Below are 18449 nucleotides of genomic sequence, written 5' to 3'. Positions count from 1 at the left end.
CAATACTCTTACAAGTAGCTATATTTCCTATCGGAAGTATGTACTGAATAAAAGGGACTCTTATGGTGAGATTCTCGAAATTTTTGTGTGCCATGGCCTTGTCCGTGGTGAGTTTAGCAAGTCTTGCTATGGGGCAGGATGAAGAAGTCTATACGGTTTACTTCGACCTGAATCAGAAAAGTCGGCCGGGTAATGTTTTCCTGTCAGACGGTTTTATGCAGTCTTTTGAGGGTCCCGTTGATGATCAAGGTGGGGCCGAGTTCCCCAGTATAGATCAAATTTTTAGGACGGATGGTTACTGCTTTGATGGTTGGACTTTGGAGCCTGAGAACAGCCTTGCTAGTTCATACGGTGGGATAACTTCGGCTTTGGTGGCTGCTTCCGGGACAGATGATGGCAATATCCAATTGTACGCCCGATGGACTGGTATCAATTGCATTAATCCGGCTACTGTGCCTGTAGAGATTGTTCCTGAGAACGAGGGGGCTAGCTTGCATGGAAGCATTCGGTTGCAGCAGTATTATTATTCGCAGTTGTCTCCGAAATTGGAGATGGATTCGATCTCAATTGCTCCCAACTCCACGACTTTTGAGATTCCCTGGAAGTTGATTTTAGTCGGCACTACAGAAGGGAATTCGGAATATGCTTCGTTTACGTTCCATGTCCTGGATTTGCCTGATGCGGGTTATGAACTTAGCGATATTGAGATGGTTCGTGATGAGGCTAGTGCTGTAAATGAATCCGTTTGTGATGATAGCTTTTCTTATGAGCGTGAAACACGGATTCTCAAAATTAAGCCGACAAGAGGTTGTAAGTACAAGCTGAAGGCTTCGTATTCCGCTTTGACCTATTCCTTGTCTTTTGAACATCCCATCGATGGTCAGGGCCTATTCTACGTGAAGGACGAATATGGTTATGGCTGGCCCAGCGGGGCCGTTGGCTATAGTATCGGGAGTGGGAATTTCCCCATTGTTTACGATATGAATGGTTGCCGATATGGCTGGGTTCCGGCCTCCGAGAAATTGGCTGAACAGTATAAGGGTGGCGTTGCCCTGGGGATGACTGCCGAACTTGCCGCAATCATGAATGCCGAAGATTCCTATTCCATGAAGTTGTCTAAGGTAGGCCAGTGCAACATGGTGATGGACAAGTGGGAAAATGTTTTTTATGCGGATGAAGGGGGCTCTGTAGAAGTTGTACAGACTTACCCCAATGGCGATGAAGTAGACCTGGTTAAGCTTGAATTGAAAACCAATGTCAGCGGCGTTCCGGAATTGGATCTTCCTGTTCTATGGGGATATTCTATCCCTGTTACGGTTGTGCCCAAGCCTAAGGATGGTTACTCCTTACGTCAGATTTCCGTGGAGAAGGTAATCGATGGAGTTTCTGGAACCTTCGTGTTTAACGAAACGGCCAACGTCAATTTGATGGAAAGTGCAAGCTGGACTATTTCTTTTGAACGGAGCTCGCCCCGCTATTACGCTTATGATTTCGAGTTGACTCCCGAAGAAATGGAGGACCTGTTCTTTGAAAGTGCGGTGATCCCCCAGCCGGATACGGTTTATTACGGCCAGTCCCATAGTAGGATGGTATTCCACAAGACAAAGGCTTTTTTGGGATGGTCCTTGATCCGCGCGAGTCGTAGGAGTGCAACCGACCGTATTTATGTTGACTTGCAGGAATTGCAGGATTATGGAAGCATGAACCCCAATGCGCCCACGACCCTCTATGCCGTGTGGAAGGACAAGGACGCCAGTGATGCAAAGGAAATTGCTGTTTTTGAAGAGGGCCATGCATCGGTCTGGGCTTACCAGTTTTTTGGAAAGGATACCTTGTTCCATGCCTTTGACGAGAATGGCAAGCTGTTCGCTTCCGATACTATGGGAGTTCAAGTCTGGTTCAAGGTTGTGCCGGACGAGAAATACGAATTTGTCAAAAACAGCGTAAAAGTTTACGCAATGGAATGTGAGACTGAATATAACTCCCTCGGAGAATCTGGCAGTGAAGAGGACGGGATGAGTTATAACTCGTTAGAGGAATTTCTTGAATCCCGCGAGTGTTATCGCTTCTCGAACGAAGAGGAGGGAAACTATTATCTTGGCTGGGGTAATTTAGCGAAGGTCGTATTTGAGATTAACAAGAAGCCTGAAGAGGAAGAGCCGGTGGATGTAGAACTGGTCTTTGACGTACTGTTCGACGAAAAGACAACAGCCCTTGATAAAAAGCAGATTTATTATGGCTATGACTGGGTGGACAGTGCCCGTTACACATTCGCCAATCAGAATGATACAGCGACCTATAAGCTGCCGGCTTACGTCTATACTTCTGACGCCTGCGTTGTTGGCTGGTCCGAAAAGACGGAGCTTTCGGAACAGGACTGGGTGTATACGGCCTTTGACTTGCGTCTGGCGGAACGTTCTGCCGAATCCGGCAAGAATAAGCTTTATGCCGTGTGGGCCGACGCACAGGAATGTGGCAACTACAACCACCTGAAGGTCTCCTCCGAACATGGTGTGCTGGTGCTGCAGAATGTGTCCCTGGAAAATGATTCCGTTGCCAGTGAGTATCGCTTTGCTGCAGACGGTTCCACTTTGCTTCCGAAGCGGATGGATGGATTCCGTCTTGTGGCGAATGGAACGCCGGATGCGGGCTATGAGCTGGATTCCCTGGTGCTGCATAGTTCCGATAGCATCACCTATTATTTTGCGGAAGGTGTCGCTTTGCCTCTGGCCCGCATGGATGGCGAACTGAAGGCTTACTTCGGCAAGGCCAACAAGACGCCTGTTGAAATTGTGTACGATACCTTGATGGGTTCCGGCAATGCGGTTGCGATGAAGTTCAAGACGAGCGATTTCGATGTGGCTCGTGGCGTGAAGGCTTATGCCTTCCTGATCGATGCCATGGGCGTGGTGGATACGCTTTTGACAAAGTCCGTGGAGAAAACTTCTGACACTTTGAGCTTCAGCAAGTTCCCTCTTCGACCGGGAAGCTACAAGTTTAGCGTGCGCCTGTCCGAAGGTGGCAAGTTTGTGGATTCCAGGGAATATCCCTACGTGGTGGAAGATCGGATTGTGGCTACCGGCGAGGATGCCTGGCAGATGATTTCTATGGCGCTGGTGGATACGTCTAAGCTTTCCCGTGATGACGACCAGATTTTCTACTGGTGGGACGACATGGGTACTCCCGGTTTGTACTGGCAGTACAAGGAACTGGGCCGTGGCGAAGAATTTGACGACCGCCGTGGCTTCTGGTATAACACTCTGACCGGCCAGGACTTGCTGCTGAATTCCAAGAGGGAACCTCTTTACAAGGACGTGAAGTGGAACCTGGACAGTTCCTACAGCGGTTGGAACCTGGTGGCAAATCCCTATGGTTGTTACGTCAGCCTTTATGCGGGGCACGAAAATGAACGCAAGTCGGTCAACGAAAAGTCCCGCGTAAATTTCGTGCGTTACGATGTAAAGTCGGGCGACTATGTGGCTGCCGATACGTTGATGCCCTACGAAGCGGTATGGGCTGAAGTGTCTGGACCTGTGGAATGGCGTCTAAAGGCGGAACCGGTATACATCTCCGATTCCAAGGTTAGCGGTAATTCGCCTGCGGTCCTCAAAAAATCCCTGGCCAAGGCCGAAAATAACTCCAATTGGTACATCCAGGCCGTTCTTTCCGATAAGAAAGGTCGCGAAGATTCCTGGAACATCATGGGTGTGAGCCCGGAACCCTTTGTGGGTTCTGAACCGCCTGCCGCCATGGGTGACCGTGTTTCGCTGTCTATCGTCGAAGGCAAGCGCGCCCTGGCCAAGTCCTTTAAGTCTGAATCCCAGAGCTATAAGTGGGATTTGAGCCTGAGTGCAAGTTCTGACCGAATGGGTGAACTGACCCTGGTGGGCGTGGCCGCCCTGAATGATATGGGTTACCGCGTATTTGTAACCGCAAACGGTGAAACAACGGAGATGAAGGAAGGTGCCGCCCTGAAGGTCGCCCTGAAGACCTCCGGTTCCAATGCCACGGTCCATGTGACCAGGGCGAACGCCGTGGTGGCTTCGGCTGTGGGTGGGCTTCGCTTTGTCCAGGCTGCAGGTTCTTTGGATGTGGGCTTTACCGTGGAAGAATCCCTGGCTGGCGCCCGTATGGTCGTAAATGTGCTGGATCTGCACGGCAAGGTGAAGGCTTCTTACAAGGGCCGTGCCGCTGCCGGAACGAACCGCGTGGCCCTCGAGGCTCCCAGAACCGGCTTGTACCTGCTCCATGTCCAGGTGGCAGGGGAGAAGGCTTCCCGGAAGATTATGGTAAAATAGGCCAAATTCGACCGTTTTGGCAGATGTATGGCGAAGAAGACGCCCGGGAAACCGGACGTCTTTTATAATAAATAATGATTAATTCGTAAAGGAAAGTTGTTAATTGATGGAATTTGATAGATTTTAAAGATTTATTGATAAAAGCTATTGATATTCCGATTCTCAATTATGAATTAAAGACATTGCCATAGGTATCCTTTTATTCTAAATTTGGGCGCACTATGACAAAGGCTAAATTCATCAAATTCGTTATCGCAACAATTCTCGCAATTGTTGCTCTCTACTTGCCGTACGAATCCCTGGGATTCGATGCAGCAAGCCCCATGGGCATCCTGAACCCGCTGGAAATTCGCGTCATTGGCGTATTCGTCATGGCTGCTCTCTTCTGGATTCTCCAACCGTTCCCGATCTGGTCCACCTCCATGCTGGTGATCGTCCTCATGATCATCACCATGTCTGATTCCTCCCTGTCCATGTTCCGTGTTGATGGCGTTACCATGATTAGCCACAAGTCTGTGATGGCTACCTTCGCTAACCCCATCATCATGCTGTTCCTGGGAGGTTTCTTCCTGGCAGCTGCCGCTACCAAGTACAAGCTGGACTTGAACCTGGCTCGCGTGCTCCTGAAGCCTTTCGGAAAGAACCCGAAGTTCGTGCTCCTTGGCCTTATGCTCATCACCGCCGTGTTCTCTATGTTCATGAGCAACACCGCTACCGCCGCTATGATGCTGGCTATCCTCGCTCCGGTGCTGAAGCTGTTTGATGAAAACGACCGCGGTAAGGCAGCTTTCGCTCTCGCCATTCCTCTCGGTGCAAACATCGGTGGTATGGGTACCCCGATCGGTACTCCTCCTAACGCTATCGCTCTTGGCGCCCTGAACGACGCTATCGCCCGCGGCGACCTGGCTGCAAACCCGGTTTCCTTCGGTCAGTGGATGGCTTTCGGCGTTCCTTACGTTATTATCCTGATGGTTATCGCATGGGTTCTCTTGATGAAGATTTACCCCATCAAGATGAAGGAAATGATCCTGAACATCGAAGGCGCTGGCAAGTTCGACACCAGCCCCAAGGCCATCATCGTCTACATTACTTTCGTTCTCTGCGTTCTCCTGTGGGTTACCGGTAAGGGTGTCCATGGCATTAACGACAACGCTATCGCTATGATTCCTATGGCAGTGTTCGCCCTGACTGGTGTTATCACCAAGAAGGACCTGAACGAAATGAGCTGGGACGTTCTGTGGCTGGTTGCTGGTGGTTTCGCACTGGGTGTTGGCCTCAACGCTACCGGTCTTGCCGCTCACTTGATCAAGACCATTCCGTTTGCAAGCTGGTCTCCGGTTGCTCTCATGGTCGGTTGCGGTATCATCTGCCTGTTCATGGCTAACTTCATGAGCCATACCTCTACTGCAACTCTTCTCGTTCCTATTCTTTGCGCAGTTGGCATTGCTTGCCAGGACAACCTCACCGGTCTCGGTGGCGTTACCGCTCTCCTGGTTTCTGTTGCCTTCGCTTCTTCTCTCGGTATGTCCATGCCGATTTCCACTCCGCCTAACGCTCTTGCCCACGCTACCGGCTACACCGATACCAAGGGTATGGCAATCACTGGCGTTGTGATGGGTCTCGTTGGTCTCGTACTCTCCTGGGGTATGATGATTATCCTGGCTAAGGCTCAGTTCTTTGGCGCTCCCGTTGTGAAGCCCACCGAAGCTGCTCCGGTTGCTGCACCTGTGGCTGCTGAAGCTCCGGCTCCTGCCGCTGTTGCTGACACCGCCGCTGCAGTTGCTGCCGATAGCACTGTCGCCCTGCCGGCTGACTCTGCCGCCAAGGTTGAAGTGGTTGACTCCGCTGCTGCCGCTCCTGCTGCAGAAGCTGCTAAGGTTGAAGAAGTTAAGGCTGAAGCTGCTCCCGCCGCTGAAGCCCCGGCTGCTGCCGAAGCTAAGTAATTAAGGTGGCGAGTTCTTCCCGCTGCTATATCGCGGGCCTGGTCCCGCAAACATTCGCAAGTTTAGCGGAATAGAGGCGCTCTGGAAACAGGGCGTCTCGTTTTTTTTATGCGGTCTGGGAACTTGACTTTCTGAATTCTACGCCAGTCCTTCAAAAAGGGATGACGGACTTTGTTTGACGTATTTTATATATACGAAAAAAACCTCGCTTTTCAGCGAGGTTTCTTTCAGTGGTCGATACAGAACTCGAATCTGTGACCTCTACCATGTCAAGGTAGCGCTCTAACCAACTGCCCTTGATATTGTTGATTTTGAACGAAAAACGGCAAATTGTCGAAAGATGTGCTAAATGCTGATATGGTGTGAGAGCCATTAGAAATGCAACACAGCTCAAATTCTGTGACCATTTTTGTGACCACTTCCGAGTGGCAAGGATAAGCATGAAAGAGCTAGTAAGCATCAACAAACGAAAGCTAAAGACCAAGGGCTGTTATTCGTTGTTTCTCTGTTATGAGTTTGAAGGTAAGCGAAGAAAGCGATACTTGAATTTGCATTTGCGGCAAGGCGCCACCGATGAAAATAGGTTGGCAATGCAAGAAGCGCAAAAGCATAGGTTAGAACTGATTAAGGAGTTGGAATTAGGCTGCGTAGATAGGGGTAGAATCACATTTAGCACCTATGTTAAGCAAATGGGTGGTGTGTTTGAAATAAACACGCAAAGAGCCCACAATGCTGCAATAAAGCTGGTTGATGCGTATTCGCCTAACATTAGAATGAAGGACATTGACCGGCGTTGGTTCGCTGGGTTCGTGAATTTCCTCCGGGCCCGTAAAAATCATGTGAACACGATTAACACACGATGCAACTTTGTTAAGTCGGTATTACATCGGGCATTTATAGATGGTGTTGTTCTTAACCGGGTTGATACGCGAGGTTTGATTCCCTCTGTCCGCAAACCGAACCGAATTTTTTTGTCATTGGATGAGTTAAGGCTTCTTATTCAAACACCGCTATATAGGGAAGATGTTAAGCAGGCGTTTCTATTTGCTTGTTTCACCGGTCTGCGAGAATCGGATATATACGGCTTGTTGCATTCTAATATAACGAATAACATCCTTGAAGTGCTTATGAAGAAAACTAAGGAAACGATAAGAATACCCTTGTCAAAAAATGCGCTGAAATTTCTTCCAGCGAAGACTTCAAGTGAGCCGTTGGTGTTCCCGTCTTTACCCAAATCCGTGTCTCACCTTAACCGTATTATACGCAGATGGGCAAGGGATGCTGGTGTTGGCCGGTGGCGCCAGATTAGCATGCACATCGCACGGCATACCTTTGCTTGCTTACTTGCCCAAAATGGAGCTGATTTATACCTGGTGCAGAACTTGTTGGGGCATCGTAAAATTGAGACTACACTTATATATGCTAAGTGCGTGATGTCGCAGAAACGGGATGCGGTTAATAAGATACCTTTGATTTGATGTACAAAAATTGATTGAATGGTTGGTGCCTCCTTCTGTATGGCTATTTTGTGAAAATGAATGCCTCTCCTTATTGGAGAGGCTTCGTTATCATCTATCAGGATGCTGATTTAGGCTGCGAAGGCTGACGGTAATGATTGGGATTGCTTTACGCGGGTGAGCAATCCCAAATCTGCTGCCACAGCATTCATGATGCTGGCAGCTTCAGCGACTCTACTTTGGGCCACAACAAGGGCGTCATATACATAAATAAAGTGGATGCCAGCTGCGTAGAAACGCCGGATGATTTCTGTCATTAAATCCACTTCTAGCGCGAACAATAGTTTGGATGTTCCTTTGTGGCCATTGTAGCCTAGCTTAGTCTTCTTCACCAACGCCATAAACTCGGGCATCCGTTTGTAAACCTGATGGATTTCTTTGTTGTTCATGGAGGCGCTTCGGCGGTTGAAATAAGCTAGATGTTCCTTTTTCACATACCCCCGAACATCGGCAATGGCCATGCTGGTTATCTTACCCTTCTTGCGCAGGTCCTTAGCTATGCCAAGCCTGATGAGCTCTGCGGCAACGCCGCTATGGATATCACCGGTGGCGTTAAGCACATTCTCAAAGTATTCTCGCTCGTTCATAGGCAATTCTTCCTTGAACAACCCGTACAGCATATGTGGGTGTAGTCCATTGAAATCAAGCTCGCACGTAACTTCTCCGTCAATCAGTATCAGTTCCCTTATCCATGAGGCCATTCGGTTGAAACCATCCGTTACGCGCGGGCATAAAGCGCTATCGTGCGGCACCGGCAATCCCGATTTTAACATCCGTTGGTATTGCTCTATGTCTTCATCAAGAATTCGCACACTATGTCGATCGTTGGCCCTCCGTGCCACCCAATACTCCATTGCGCGTTTTGATTTGTTTGTGAGGGCGTAAACACACCGTTTCCCCTTGCGCATAATCTTGTTTGCATCTAGCTGCACGGCTATGGCTTTGACTTGAACTAAATCAGGAAGGGTGTAATGAGGATAAGACCAGAGTAATGCTGAAGAAAGTTCATTGAACATTTGCTGACGGCTCCACATCCGGTAACCATCAGCTTCTTTCAAGGGTACATGAACTCTAGCTCGTTTTTGTAAATCTTCTGTTATAGAGTAGCTATAGCTGTATTCGCCTGGGCAATAGCTTCTGTCAACCTTGATTATACCGGCTAGTTCAAGTGCGTCTATAAGTTGCTTCGCGGTTGCTAATTGTGCGCCCGTAGTGCGGCGTGATAGCTTACCCAGCAATCGATTGAAGATTTTTGCAGGAATAGTTTTGCCGAAGTCCTTATATTCGCCGTCTAGGTTGCTTCCGTCTCTTGCCAATATCATGTGGACTATTACCATGCATGCTTCTACTTCTTCTTCATGAGGAAGGCGACCGTCAGCAAATCTAACTGTATTGCGAATTTCCGTTGCAAGTCCCATTGGAACATATACTTCATGTAGGGCGCCATCATCCCACTTCAATGGCGCCGCTCCAACATTTAAGGCGCTATCCCCCTTAAGGCTGCCGCTAAATACCGGTATAGGGGCTGAACAAATGCCTTGGAATGTGTGCTGTATATTGCTAAGCCAAAGGTCTGTATTTGGGATGGCGAGCAGGTCTAGTTCTTGGGAGTTATTGGAAGTTACTTCTTCATAATTATAAGTGGTCTCCATTCATAATAACCAGCTTAAGTTACCATAAAATTAGCTTTTTCGATGGTTCTTGTCATGCTGTTCCCGCATTCTTTTTGCGGGTGAAAAATGCGGGGATTATAATTGCCGTATGGATTGAAAACGCATGAGAAATGCTGAAATTAGATTGAAATCGCTAATGTAGATGGTGCTGCCGGAGTGGCGCCTTCGAATCATATTATGGTAGCTCGTTAGCTACTATACGGGTCTAATTACTTATAAACTATTAGTATCTAGTCTAGGAGGCTTCTATGAACTCAGATTTATTTTCTGTCGATTTCAATGACATTCAACCCGCTAATGTTGTGGCCGGTTTGAAGCCCGTAATTCTCAAACATCTTGATTCCGTAGCATACGCCTTAGGCTTCGACCCCTACCATGGATTTTCCCTGGAAAAGGCTCGGCACGCACTAATTGACAAGATATCCGAGGGCGGGGATGATGCGAATGAATATCAGGCGTTGCTTGATAAGACCAACGAATATATTGCACAGCTGACCTATCAGCGCCGGTTGCTGAAGGCATTGGGGCTAAATCCGGCTGACATTGAACTATATGATTAGCTAGTTGAAAAAGTGTAACAAAAAATGACATGATGTTATTGTATATTTCCTGATGTTAATTACATCAGGATTTTTTATATGATAACGGGCGAAATCAAGAACCGTATTGACGCAATCTGGGATACCTTCTGGACTGGTGGAATAACCAACAGCATTACCATCCTTGAGCAAATGACCTACCTCTTCTTCATGAAGATGCTGGATGATGCACAGATGAAGAAGGAGGCTGCCGCTAACGCCATGGGCGCCAAGGTGAAGGCCCCTGTCTTCAAGGCTGGTAATTGGCATAATCCCGAAACGGACAAGGATGTTCCCTACAAGAACCTCCGTTGGAGTGTATTCAAGAATAAGGAAGCTGAGGCCATGTTCGCCACCATCAGCAAGGATGTGTTTGTCTTCATTAAGACCTTGAATGAAGGCAAGGAGAGCGCTTACAGCCGCTTCATGGACAGCGCCACTTTCCTTATCCCGAATGCCCGTACCCTCGATAAGATTGTCCAGGGTATTGATGGACTCGACATGAACAACCGTGACACCATGGGTGACGTGTACGAGTATGTCTTGGGCAAGATGGCCGCTAGTGGCAACAATGGTCAGTTCCGTACTCCGCGCCACATTATCCGCATGATGGTTGACATGATGGAGCCGAACCTGGACGATACGGTATGCGACCCGGCCATGGGTTCTGCGGGTTTTATCGTTGAAGCAGCGAAGTTCGTGCAGGAACACCATAAGAAGGATTTGCTGAAAAAGGATAAGTCCGACCATTACCGCAACGAAATGTTCCATGGCTTTGACACGGACCAGACCATGCTCCGCATAGGCGCCATGAACCTGATGCTGCACGGTGCCGACAATCCGGACATTGCGTATCGCGACAGTCTTAGCACCGACAATACCGACGAGAACCGGTATTCCCTGTGCCTTGCCAACCCTCCGTTTGCAGGGTCGCTCGACTACCAGGCCATCAACAAGAACCTGCTCGCCATTACCAAGACCAAGAAAACGGAGTTGCTGTTCCTGGCGTTGTTCGTGCGAATGCTTCGCCTGGGCGGACGCTGCGCCTCCATTGTGCCCGATGGTGTACTGTTCGGCAACAGTTCGGGCCACAAGGCCATACGCAAGGAACTTATCGAGAATCAGCGCCTGCAGGCTGTCATCAGTATGCCCAGCGGCGTGTTCCAGCCGTATAGCGGTGTTTCAACTGCGATTCTCGTTTTCACCAAGACCAATGCAGGCGGCACAGACAAGGTTTGGTTCTACGACATGAAGGCCGACGGCTACACCCTGGACCAGAAGCGCACGGAATGTGCCGAGAACGACATCCCTGACATTATTGCCCGTTGGAAGAACCTGGATGTCGAAACGGACCGCACTCGCAAGAATCAGTCCTTCTTTGTTCCGGTGGACGAGATTGTTGCCAATGACTACGACCTGTCCATCAACAAGTACAAGGAAGTGGAGAAGGTCAAGGTGGAGTACGAGAACCCAAAGGTTGTATTCAAACGTATTCAGAAATTGCAGGGCGAAATTAACGCCGCCATGGATGAATTCCGCGAGAAGTTCCTGTAGGGCGGTGCTGTATGAAGCAGAAGTGGATTGTTAAGCGAATAGAGGACATTTGTGAGAAAGCGTCCTCTAATATAGCGCAAAATAAGCTTGAAGGGATTACTGGAGATTATCCGGTCTTTGGGGCAAGCGGCTTCGTGCAAAATGCCGACTTTTATCATAGGGACTCGGAATATATCGGCATTGTGAAAGACGGCTCCGGTGTTGGAAGGGTCAATTTGTATCCTGCGTACTCCTCTCTGTTAGGTACGATGCAGTATGTTCTGCCGAAGAACGGAAATGATATTCGCTATATTGCATACGCATTGAAAAGTTTGAACTTGGCTTCGTTTGCGTCCGGTGCGGCTATTCCTCACATTTACTTTAAGGACTACGGCAAGTGCGAATTGCCGGTACCGCCGAAGGATGAGCAGGAACGCATCGTTGCCGAATTGGACTTGCTGACCGGCGTCATCGAGAAGAAGAAGGCCCAGCTCCAGGAATACGATAAGCTGGTCCAATCCATCTTCTACGATATGTTCGGCGACCCTATCGAGAATCCGAAAAACTGGCCTATAAAAAGGTTAGGTGATGTGTGCTCCAAGCTTACTGACGGAACGCATAACTCTCCTGTAAATACCCCACAGGGTGATTATCCTTATGTAACTGCCAAGAACATTCGTAAGACGGGGTTGGATTTATCGGATTTGACCTACGTTAGTGAAGAAATTCATAAGGAGATTTACTCCCGCTGTAATCCGGAGTACGGAGACGTACTCTACATCAAAGATGGGATAACCACAGGAATTGCACAGGTCAATACATTGACTTTTGAATTCTCTTTACTATCTAGCGTTGCATTGCTGAAGTTGAAAAAGGACATTGCTAATCCGTATTTTATTTCGGTTTTTTTGAATAATGATTCGGTGTATAAGAAGGCTAGGTCTAGCATGGGTGGGGCTGCAATTACTCGTTTAACTTTGGCCAAGTTGAAGGTATTCAATGTAATAGTCCCTCCGCTCGCCCTCCAGCAATCCTTCGCCGACAAGATAGCTTCCATCGAGAAGCAGAAGGCCGCTATAACTCAGTCTATAGCCGAGACGCAGAAGCTCCTAGACTATACCATGGACAAGTATTTCGGGTAATGTTATGATGAACTTTGACTACTTGAAGGATTGTGGTTTAGACCATCTGTATGGTCTCTGTTCCGGCGCCGAGGGCAATCAGGTCCAGCATCCTGATATCTGTGCCATCAATGCACGCAGGGCCCTTGAATATGTGGTCAAGTCCATCTATGCGATGAAGAAGGTTGAGCTCCCGCCTAAAACAGCTCTTATTGACCTCATTGATGGTGAGCCGTTCAGTAACTTTGTCAATGATGGGAAAGTCATGAGGGCTGCCCATTATATCCGCAGGATAGGCAATGCCGGCGCCCATGATGACCATGTAGGCAAGAAGGAATCCTTTTTCTGCCTCCTAAACCTGTATAATGTGGTTGCCTCGGTACTGATTAAGCTGAAAGTGGTTGAAACCGTGGCGCCTTTTGACAGGACTATCATTCCGGATAGCAAGTTTATGCCCACCTTGGCAGCCACAGCGCTGTCGATCGACAGCGCTAGTGCTCTTGCCAATAAAGCGGATAAGGCTGCGTTGGATGATGATACTCCAGTCAAGGAGATGCCCAGTACCTTATCGGAAGCGGAAACAAGGCGCATATACATTGAATTGATGCTCCGTGAAGCTGGCTGGGATATCCTGGATACCGAGGGAACGGTAAAACCTTCTAAGGCCTGTATTGAAGTGGAAGTGGATGGCATGCCCAATGAACATAAGATTGGGTATGCCGACTACGTTCTGTTCGGCGCCAATGGGTTGCCGCTGGCCGTAGTGGAGGCCAAGAAGGCCTCTGTATCTCCCATCAAGGGGAAACACCAGGCTGAATTATACGCAGATTGCCTGGAGAAGCAATACGGCGTTCGTCCCGTCATATACTACACCAATGGTTTCGAGACCAACATTATTGATGGCCTTGGATATCCTCCTCGCCGCTTGTACAGCTTCCATACGGAAGAAGACCTGGTTCGGCTAATACAGAAACGAGGCCGTAAGGATATCTCCGATTTCTCCGTGAAGCCTAACATCACAGACCGCCACTACCAAAAGATGGCAATCAAGTCCGTGTGCGAGTGGTATAACGGAAAGCACCGCCGTGGTCTCCTTGTAATGGCAACCGGTACCGGAAAGACTCGTGTATCCATTTCCATGGTGGACGTACTGATGCGTAATGACTGGGTCAAGAACGTCCTGTTCCTAGCCGATAGAACATCCTTGGTGTCGCAGGCCAAGAAGAACTTCGCGAAGCTGCTGCCGAATACATCGATAACGGTACTGAGTGACCAGAGTAATAAGGCCGGAATAGACCCGAATGCCCGGATTGTATTCAGTACTTATCAGACTATGATTAACTACATCGATTCCGAGGAAAAGCCTTTCTCTGTGGGTCGATTTGACTTGATTATAATCGATGAAGCCCACCGCAGCGTATTCGGTAAATACGGAGCCATATTCAACTATTTCGATAGCCTGCTTCTGGGCCTTACTGCAACGCCCCGCGACGAAGTGGAGAAAAGTACTTACGACTTGTTCGGAATGGAAGAAGGCGTCCCTAACTATGCCTATGAGCTGGAGGATGCCGTAGTCGACAAGTTCCTGGTGAATTACCGCGGGTTTAAGCGAGGTTCGTTGATTTTAAGCGAGGGCATCAAGTACAGCTCTCTATCCGAGCAGGAGAAGGACCAGCTTGAACGTGTGTGGGCATACGAGGAAACTCTCCAGGAATTAGACCCGAATGTAAACGTGCGTGGCCGAGATATCCAGAGCAATGAAATTTTCAAGTACATCTATAATGAAGGAACGATAGACAAGGTTCTTCAAGACCTTATGGAGAATGGCTTGAAGGTGCAAAGCGGCGAACGTATAGGCAAGTCTATTATATTTGCCTATAACCACAAGCACGCCGAGTTGATTGTTCAGCGGTTCCATCACCTGTATCCGGAATTTGGCCCCGAGTTCTGTGTCTTAATTGATAATTACGTGACCTATAGTCAGGATTTGATTGAAAAGATGGAGGTCCGCGATAATGACCCGCAGATTGCCGTCTCTGTTGATATGTTGGATACCGGCATCGACATTCCTGATGTGTTGAATCTGGTCTTCTTCAAGATGGTCAAGTCCAAAATAAAATTCATGCAGATGATTGGACGTGGTACGCGACTTTCCAGCAATATCTTCGGCGCCGGTAAGGACAAGGAATGTTTCTACATCTTCGATTGGTGTCGCAATTTCGAATTCTTCGAGAAGAATCCGGATGGGAATGCTGTGAAACAGAACGCATCATTGACGGAACACTTGTTCGGGTTACGTGCGGAGATTGCCTTCCATCTACAACACCAAACCTACCAGGAAGATGAATTCTGTCGGAATCTACATGACGAGCTTAAGGCTATAATGAAGGGACAAGTGGCTTCGCTCTCCGATAGTCACATTTCAGTTCGTAATCGCTGGGAAGCCGTAAGTCATTTCAAAAGTGATGATGCTTGGGTATGTCTTACCGCAGGCAATGTTGAAACACTCAAACTTGATATCGCTCCATTGCTGCCTCGCAACACCCAGGATGAAAATGCCAAGAAATTTGATGTGCTGATTCTAGCCATTGAACTGGGCTATGTCAACAGCGAATTTAATGCCAGTAAGCCCATCATCAACGTCCAGGGTATTGCAGAACGCCTGTTGAATAAGGCTACTATTCCGCAGGTGGTTGCCAAGATGGATACCATCAAGGATGTACTGAATCCTACCGCGTGGGAGAATATGTCGTTGCGGTGGTTGGAAAAGGTTCGGGCAGACCTTCGTGACCTTGTTAAGTTCCTTGTCGGTGACGGAGGCAAGACATTCACAGTAGATATAGCAGATATTATCTCCAATGAGGGCATGAGCTCCGGCATCCAAACCCGTGTCACCTATAAGCAGAAGGTCATGGATTACTTGGCTACCAAGGATTTCAATCCGGTACTCCAGAAGATTTACAATCTGGAACAGCTCTCCAATGATGATATCGTTGAACTTGAACGCGTAATGTGGAAGGAATTGGGCTCCAAGGAGGACTACGATGCGTTCATCGATGGTATGCCATGCGGTGAGAATGTTGCCATCCTAATCCGTTCCCTGATTAAGGTGGACCGCAAATTGGCCCTAGAACGATTCAACAAGTTCCTTTCCGGTAGCGTGCTGAATGCAGACCAAGAAGAATTTGTCCTCGACATAATTACCTACGTGTGCGAGAATGGGGACATCACCACAGATACCGTGGTTAATGAATCTCCTTTTGACGAACAGCTGGAAGTTTTCAATGATAAGATAGTTGCATTGCGCAAATACATTGAGAATATACACGGGGTGGTTACGCCTAGCCAGCAAGCTTAGCAACTATAGTTTGTTTAATGAGGGGCGCATCATTTACATTAGGGCATAATCACGGCAGGTCAATCCTGGTATTTATCTAGTGCGTAATTAGGACGCGTTGAGCTGCATTAAGAAGGGCTAAGGCGCCATTAAGTGCGTGTATATAAACTGATTATTAGAAAGCACCCCCGGAGATTCTTAATGGAACAAAACACCCGTGATTTTTTGGACTACCTCAAAATTTATGAGCACGACCATCCGGCCCTATATCGCGCCCTGGTCGATGCCGTCGTGATGCTCGAGGAAATTGAAGATGGTGCCTCAGGAAAAAAAATCAAAGACTTATATAAACTTATGGATAGAACACGGACGCAGGTACGAAGTGAAATGATGTTGAAGCCTTTCCTGACCCAAAGGGAGAAACGCGACCATCGAATTTGCTTACGTAAACGCGTGACCGGTTCTTGACAAAGAATGCCTGATGACCGTGGGGATGAAAATCCCCGCGGTTTTTTATAACAACAATGCATAGTTTTCTGTTACTCCCGAATCCCGCTACAAAGTGTAACATAAAACCCTCGGTCGCCATTTCTGTTATGCAACGCAAATGACTAGACCTTTTTGTTACGAGGAGGTTGTTATGGCTACAACATGGGCTTATGCACGAGTTAGCACTATCGACCAAAATTTAGACCGCCAGCTTTCGGCCCTGATGCCGTTGCTGGAAGACCCCCGAAACCTGATTACGGATAAGGCGTCTGGCAAGGATTTTGACCGCCGCGGTTGGCGCACTCTTGTCGGTAGCGATATGAATGCGCCAATGATGCGCGAAGGCGATACATTGATTATGGTCTCCCTTGACCGCATGGGCCGCAATTACTCAGAAATTCGTGAAAATTGGTTGCTTATCACCCAAACACTAAAATGCAATGTTCGCATCTTGGATATGCCGCTGCTAGATACAACACAAAGCAGCGGAAGCCTTGATGGACGATTCATTGCTGACCTTGTACTTCAAATCTTATCCTACACCGCGGAGAAAGAAAGGCTGAATATCAAGGCGCGTGCCGCAGCCGGTATCGCGACAGCTAAGGCCAAGGGTGTTAAGTTTGGCCGTCCGAATGCCTCTAAGCCGGCTGGCTGGGATGGCATTGTTGAATTGTGGCAACGGGGGGAGATAACTGCTACCGAAGCCGCTCGGCGCCTGAATACCACCAACATGACCTTCTATCGAAACTTGCACCGGTTTTGGGGAGGGATTGAAAAGAAGGAGGGGTAACCCCTCCTTTTTCTTTAATTAGTAAACGAGCGAAAGGGCCGTCGATCGACGGCCCTTTTGCTATTCACCAAATATGTATTTAACGGCGGCTTCTGCTAAGGAACTTGCTTTAATGATTAGCGAACTATCGTTTTTTAACGCCTTAAGCCACGAAGCAACATAGGCGCTACTCTGGCTTAATGAACCGCTATTGCCTATGCCGAGTAATCCTAAGGCCATGGCGCTGCCTAGCTCCGCGACAAGTTCCTCCTTGCTGTAGCTTTCGCTGCCAAACATGTGCTCGCAGGCATCGTTGCCAAAGCGCTTGAGCCGATTTTCGGCACCTGTGCTATGAACTAGCTCATGAAAGATAACCCCGTACATGCGCGCGGCATCGGAAAAATCATTTTTTGAAGGAACGGCAATAAGGTCGCGCCTAGGCGAATAATATGCCTCGTTGATGGCATCGCGCCTAAGCGCAACACCGGTGCGGTTAATGTAGGAGGTGATAACCTTTTCTGCATTGTCTGCGAGTTCGATTTCAGGAGTGTCGGGCCGTTTAACTTGCCACTTGGGGAGAATACCAACGCAATCCATTATATTGAAGACGGTGTAGGCGCGAAGCATGGGGCGTAGAGTTTTGACCTCATTACCCTCGGCATCCGTTTCAATCTTTTCTACGGGCTTCCAAAAATAAACGCGGTGGCCCTTTGCGCCTTTCATCACCTTACCGCCTGCGGCGATAATCTGATTCCACGTAGCATATTCTCCATTACGGCCCAGCAGCAATGTGTTCAGGAGGCTATACGGGCGACCGGTGGCATAGCTTACGATGGTAGCTTTGCTGAACCAAGGCTGCTTCCACGGAGCAACGCCGGCTTCCAGCTGCTTGATGATGCTGTCGGTGATTGTTTGATAGATTGCGCTCATAAGTTGATTTCCTTTTCTCAACTTATGATGTAACCGAAACCCCTACATTGACTTTCGGTTACGGGATTCGCTAGTAGCGGTGCCCATTAGCGATGTTCCGTGGGGAATGTACTTGAACCGGTGACGCCCTGAATTGTTAAAATCGAATCGTGGGTACGAACTTTGCAGAAATATGAATGCATCTGCTAATGAGATTAACGAGAGAAATCGCTGGGGGGTATTTCGAATCTACGAAAAAAAATGAATGATGGGAGAATGTCT

At 48.4% G+C, this 18449-nt stretch carries 10 protein-coding genes, 1 tRNA gene and 1 pseudogene; 9 read left to right on the top strand and 3 right to left on the bottom strand.

What is annotated here, in order from left to right:
- Window positions 1-92 precede the first annotated feature (92 nt).
- Window positions 93-4298 (top strand): T9SS type A sorting domain-containing protein, encoded by a 4206-nt coding sequence (locus tag BUB94_RS16230; protein WP_083538233.1) that lies wholly within the window; start codon window positions 93-95, stop codon window positions 4296-4298.
- Window positions 4299-4519: 221 nt separating this feature from the next.
- Window positions 4520-5959 (top strand): annotated as a pseudogene (locus BUB94_RS10770) (SLC13 family permease); the annotation flags it as partial.
- Between the two features lie 513 nt (window positions 5960-6472).
- On the opposite strand, the gene BUB94_RS10765 reads toward BUB94_RS10770, so the two are convergent.
- A tRNA-Val gene (locus tag BUB94_RS10765) sits at window positions 6473-6538 on the bottom strand.
- A 143-nt stretch (window positions 6539-6681) separates the two neighbouring features.
- Here BUB94_RS10765 and BUB94_RS10760 point away from each other — a divergent pair.
- Window positions 6682-7719 (top strand): tyrosine-type recombinase/integrase, encoded by a 1038-nt coding sequence (locus BUB94_RS10760; protein ID WP_073286057.1) that lies wholly within the window; start codon window positions 6682-6684, stop codon window positions 7717-7719.
- 110 nt (window positions 7720-7829) lie between these two features.
- Here BUB94_RS10760 and BUB94_RS10755 read toward each other — a convergent pair whose 3' ends face one another.
- The gene (locus BUB94_RS10755) at window positions 7830-9410 is read right to left on the bottom strand and encodes a hypothetical protein (RefSeq protein ID WP_073236907.1); all 1581 of its coding nucleotides are present in this window, start codon (window positions 9408-9410) and stop codon (window positions 7830-7832) included.
- A gap of 269 nt (window positions 9411-9679) precedes the next feature.
- On the opposite strand from BUB94_RS10755, the gene BUB94_RS10750 reads away from it, so the two are divergent.
- The 6 genes from BUB94_RS10750 (at window position 9680) to BUB94_RS10725 (ending at window position 17279) form a co-directional block, all read left to right on the top strand.
- Window positions 9680-9991, top strand: a complete 312-nt coding sequence (locus tag BUB94_RS10750; protein ID WP_073236905.1) for a hypothetical protein — start codon at window positions 9680-9682, stop codon at window positions 9989-9991.
- A gap of 78 nt (window positions 9992-10069) precedes the next feature.
- A complete protein-coding gene (locus BUB94_RS10745) occupies window positions 10070-11563 on the top strand; it encodes a class I SAM-dependent DNA methyltransferase (protein ID WP_073236902.1) in 1494 nt (497 codons plus the stop codon).
- An 11-nt stretch (window positions 11564-11574) separates the two neighbouring features.
- Entirely contained in the window at window positions 11575-12684 is a 1110-nt protein-coding gene (locus BUB94_RS10740) for a restriction endonuclease subunit S (RefSeq protein WP_073236899.1), read from the top strand.
- 4 nt (window positions 12685-12688) lie between these two features.
- Window positions 12689-16021, top strand: coding sequence for a DEAD/DEAH box helicase family protein (locus BUB94_RS10735; protein WP_073236896.1), 3333 nt, complete (start codon window positions 12689-12691; stop codon window positions 16019-16021).
- 180 nt (window positions 16022-16201) lie between these two features.
- Window positions 16202-16468: a hypothetical protein gene (locus BUB94_RS10730; protein ID WP_073236893.1), complete on the top strand. Its 267-nt coding sequence runs from the start codon at window positions 16202-16204 to the stop codon at window positions 16466-16468.
- 172 nt (window positions 16469-16640) lie between these two features.
- On the top strand, window positions 16641-17279 hold the full coding sequence (locus BUB94_RS10725; protein WP_073236956.1) for a recombinase family protein: 639 nt from the start codon (window positions 16641-16643) through the stop codon (window positions 17277-17279).
- Window positions 17280-17339: 60 nt separating this feature from the next.
- Here BUB94_RS10725 and BUB94_RS10720 read toward each other — a convergent pair whose 3' ends face one another.
- Window positions 17340-18188 (bottom strand): ArdC family protein, encoded by an 849-nt coding sequence (locus BUB94_RS10720; RefSeq protein WP_073236890.1) that lies wholly within the window; start codon window positions 18186-18188, stop codon window positions 17340-17342.
- Window positions 18189-18449 lie beyond the last annotated feature (261 nt).

The sequence above is a fragment of the Fibrobacter sp. UWH9 genome, from assembly GCF_900129715.1.
Taxonomy (GTDB): domain Bacteria; phylum Fibrobacterota; class Fibrobacteria; order Fibrobacterales; family Fibrobacteraceae; genus Fibrobacter.
This window is presented reverse-complemented; position numbering and strand designations above follow the sequence as displayed.

What these genes read in the sequence shown, in the direction of transcription:
- BUB94_RS16230 (WP_083538233.1), top strand. Translation starts at nt 93, where the DNA reads ATGGCCTTGTCCGTGGTGAGTTTAGCAAGTCTTGCTATGGGGCAGGAT.
- BUB94_RS10760 (WP_073286057.1), top strand. Translation starts at nt 6,682, where the DNA reads ATGAAAGAGCTAGTAAGCATCAACAAACGAAAGCTAAAGACCAAGGGC.
- BUB94_RS10755 (WP_073236907.1), bottom strand. Translation starts at nt 9,410, where the DNA reads ATGGAGACCACTTATAATTATGAAGAAGTAACTTCCAATAACTCCCAA.
- BUB94_RS10750 (WP_073236905.1), top strand. Translation starts at nt 9,680, where the DNA reads ATGAACTCAGATTTATTTTCTGTCGATTTCAATGACATTCAACCCGCT.
- BUB94_RS10745 (WP_073236902.1), top strand. Translation starts at nt 10,070, where the DNA reads ATGATAACGGGCGAAATCAAGAACCGTATTGACGCAATCTGGGATACC.
- BUB94_RS10740 (WP_073236899.1), top strand. Translation starts at nt 11,575, where the DNA reads ATGAAGCAGAAGTGGATTGTTAAGCGAATAGAGGACATTTGTGAGAAA.
- BUB94_RS10735 (WP_073236896.1), top strand. Translation starts at nt 12,689, where the DNA reads ATGATGAACTTTGACTACTTGAAGGATTGTGGTTTAGACCATCTGTAT.
- BUB94_RS10730 (WP_073236893.1), top strand. Translation starts at nt 16,202, where the DNA reads ATGGAACAAAACACCCGTGATTTTTTGGACTACCTCAAAATTTATGAG.
- BUB94_RS10725 (WP_073236956.1), top strand. Translation starts at nt 16,641, where the DNA reads ATGGCTACAACATGGGCTTATGCACGAGTTAGCACTATCGACCAAAAT.
- BUB94_RS10720 (WP_073236890.1), bottom strand. Translation starts at nt 18,188, where the DNA reads ATGAGCGCAATCTATCAAACAATCACCGACAGCATCATCAAGCAGCTG.